This window comes from Azospirillum sp. B506 (assembly GCF_000333595.1).
Lineage (GTDB): Bacteria > Pseudomonadota > Alphaproteobacteria > Azospirillales > Azospirillaceae > Azospirillum.
Genome location: NZ_BADK01001043.1, coordinates 1 through 3,127, shown reverse-complemented (window position 1 = coordinate 3,127; position 3,127 = coordinate 1). Strand labels below are relative to the sequence as shown.

4 protein-coding genes are annotated in these 3,127 nt (G+C 68.0%); 1 reads left to right on the top strand and 3 read right to left on the bottom strand.

The genetic code is table 11. From position 1 onward, the window contains the following. The 3 genes from I71_RS31985 to I71_RS31975 form a co-directional block, all read right to left on the bottom strand. On the bottom strand, window positions 1-648 hold a 648-nt coding region (locus tag I71_RS31985), incomplete at its 3' end, for a hemolysin family protein (RefSeq protein ID WP_042703828.1). A 26-nt stretch (window positions 649-674) separates the two neighbouring features. Then, on the bottom strand, window positions 675-1,211 hold the full coding sequence (locus I71_RS31980) for an exopolysaccharide biosynthesis protein (protein ID WP_244434183.1): 537 nt from the start codon (window positions 1,209-1,211) through the stop codon (window positions 675-677). A 350-nt stretch (window positions 1,212-1,561) separates the two neighbouring features. Continuing rightward, window positions 1,562-1,996: a response regulator gene (locus I71_RS31975; protein WP_042703826.1), complete on the bottom strand. Its 435-nt coding sequence runs from the start codon at window positions 1,994-1,996 to the stop codon at window positions 1,562-1,564. A gap of 226 nt (window positions 1,997-2,222) precedes the next feature. Here I71_RS31975 and I71_RS31970 point away from each other — a divergent pair. Then, window positions 2,223-3,127: histidine kinase dimerization/phospho-acceptor domain-containing protein (locus I71_RS31970; RefSeq protein WP_244434184.1), on the top strand; the 905-nt coding region annotated here is incomplete at its 3' end.

The following is a 3,127-nucleotide window of genomic DNA, read 5'->3' as shown; positions in this document are numbered from 1 at the left end:
ACCGAACGTACGTTCGGACAGGTGCATCACCCCTTCGATCATCTGGCGTTCGGCCGGCTCGAAAACGCCGCTCTGGGTGCTTTCGGCGATCAGGGTCTTGACCTCCTCCTCCGTCACCGTCTGCTCGCGCGAGGTCGGCAGGCGCAGCAGCTTCAGCACGGCATCGCTCGACACGCCGAGCAGCCAGACCACCGGGGCCGACAGGCGCGACACCATGCGCATCGGGGAGGCGACCAGCGAGGCGATGCGCTCCGACGAGATCAGCGCCACCCGCTTGGGCACCAGTTCGCCGATGATCAGCGAGAAATAGGTGATGGCGGCGACCACCAGGGCAAAGGCGACGGTGTGCCCGTAGGGAGCGATCCACGCGACCTGTTCGTCCAGCACGCCGCCCAGCCGTTCGGCCAGGGTGGAGCCGCCATAGGCGCCGGCGATGATGCCGGTCAGGCTGATGCCGACCTGCACGGTGGAGAGGAAGCGGCTCGGGTCCTCGGACAGTTCCAGCGCGGCGCGGGCACCGGCGCCGCCCTTTTCCTCGGCCATCTGCTGAAGCCGGGCGCGGCGCGCCGACACCAGCGCCATCTCCGACATCGCGAAGAAGGCGTTGAGCAGGATCAGCAGGACGATGACCAACAGTTCCCAGATCATGGCATTGTGCCCGTGGGGGCGCTCCCTCAACCGATCAATTGTTGCGCCACGGCAACCGCCGCCTGCCCGAGACCGAGCAGGACGGCAGCGACGATGACGATGGCAAGAAGGCCGGCGACGAGGCCGGCCGAGACGAAGACACCGTCGGATTCCATCAGCCCCAGCGCGATCAGCGCGATGGCGAAGGCCGGAGGCTGGTTTCCGAAGACGATGGGAAGCGCCAGGATGCCGGCCAGAACCACCACCGCCAGCCCCAGCAGCCGTTCGGCGGTGGGTCCGGCCAGGGCCGGAAGCCGCGGACGCAGATGGCGCTCCACCCGCTCCGCCCAGGGCTTGGCCCGGCGGATCACCCCCAGAAAGGCCTTGCGGTCGAAGCTGGCCGCCAGCATGCGCCGCGGCAGCCAGGGACTGTGCCGGCCCACCGCCATCTGGGCGCCGAGCAGGATCATCGGCACGCCGGTGGCGGTCGACAAACCGGGGACCGGCAACACGTTTGGAATCGACAGGATCAGCAGAAGCGCACCGAAAGCGCGGTCCCCCAGCGCATCCATGATCTCGGCCAACGAGATTTTGGAAGGGATCTCGCCCGGCGAACTGCCGGCTGGCGCCGGATCGCCCGAAGTGGGATCGCCGTGCGTCAGAAAGTCGTCCAGCAGGTCGGATACGCGCGCACGGGACCGGTCCGCACCGGGATGGCGTGCGTCGTGCGACCTGGGGGACGACCCGGGAGGTCGATCTTTGCTCACGGCTCTCCCCGATGCCGGAAACGGGATCGGAGCGGACCGGGCGAAGGATGGTAGGAACCCATGGACCTTTCGCGTCGCGGCGGCAATGTCCTCCCTTCTACAGGAAGGCGGACGAAAGCGCCAGCGCGGGTTGCGGTGCGCAAGAGGGCCGCAGCCGCTCAACCCGGCTATTGCCGCTTCTGCAGAACGAAGGTCAGGCGCTTCATCAGATCGGCCTTCGAGACCGGCTTCACCAGATAACCGGAGATGCCGTAGGCGATGGCGCGCTTCACCACATCGGCCTCGCGGTGACCGGTCAGCACCAGCACCGGCAGATCGGCCAGCGGGTTGCCGGTGGCGGTGCGCAGCGCGTGCAACAGGTCCAGCCCGCCCATGCGCGGCATCTCCAGGTCGCAGATCACCACGTCCACATCCCCGCCGGTCTTGCGCAGGACGTCGAGCGCCTGGATGCCGTCCGCCGCCTCGAACACCATGCGGAGCCCGATGTCGTGCAGGAGGCGATGGATCAACTTGCGGGTGAAGTCGTCGTCCTCGACCAGAAGCACACCAAGATCGTGAATCGTCCGAACCTGACGGGTCCGTCCGCCTGCCTCCTCCACCATGACGCTCTCCGCTCCGCCAGTGTTCTCCGACCGGTATCCGCATGGCCGGCCCCCACAGTTTTCTGAGTGTACCATTGCACAGTCGTTAACGGACTCGCTAAGACGCTGCCTTGCCCACCGGATCCCAGGTCCGATTCTCTGACCGGATAATGGCGTTCCGTCCCGCGACGGCCTATTCTTCGGCACCCATACCCCACCCGAACCGATCAGGACGCGCCTCTTGACCGTGCCACCCGCCTCCGTCATCCCGGCCTTCGGCAGTTCGCCCGACGCGGCGATGCTTGCCGCCGTGGTCGAGACCAGCGGCGCCGGCATCGTCGTCACCGACGCCACCCGTCCGGACCACCCGATCGTCTATTGCAACCGCGCCTTTCTCGACATGGTCGGCTACGCGGCCGAGGAGGTGATCGGCCGGAACCCCGATTTCCTGCACGGGCCGGAAACCGATCCGGAAACCGCGGCGGCGATCCGCGCCGCAATGTCGGAATTGCGGCCGTTGTCGGTGGAGGTGCTGAACCGCCGCAAGGACGGCAGCGCCTTCTGGAACGCGCTGACCCTGCGGCCGGTGCCGGGGCCGGCAGAAGCGGGGGCCGGGGCGCCGGCGCGCTGGATCGCCGGGTCCTGCGCCGACGTGACCCACAGCCGCCGGTCGCAGCAGGAACTGCGCGCCGCCGAGGAGCAGCTTACCCGGCTGGCGGCGGAGACCTTCGCGCTGGCCGAGAAGCTCGACGGCGCGCGGGAGGATGCGGAGGCCGCCCGCATCGCGGCGGAGAATGCCAGCAACGCCAAGTCGCGCTTCCTGGCGATGATGAGCCATGAACTGCGGACTCCCATGGCCGCGGTGATCGGCATGGGCGACCTGCTGATGGGCACCGCGCTGAATGACCAGCAGAAGGCCTTCGTCAGGACCCTGCGGTCTTCGGCGGACACGCTGATGACCATCCTGAACGACGTGCTCGACTTCTCGAAGATCGAGGCCGGTCAACTGACGTTGGAGGAGATCGACTTCTCCCTGCCCGGGCTGGTCGAGGATGTGGTCCAGCTCTTCCTGGTGCGGGCGGCGGCCAAGGGACTGAGCCTGTCCGCCTCCATCGCCGAGGATACGCCGCGCCACATCCGCGGCGACCCGAC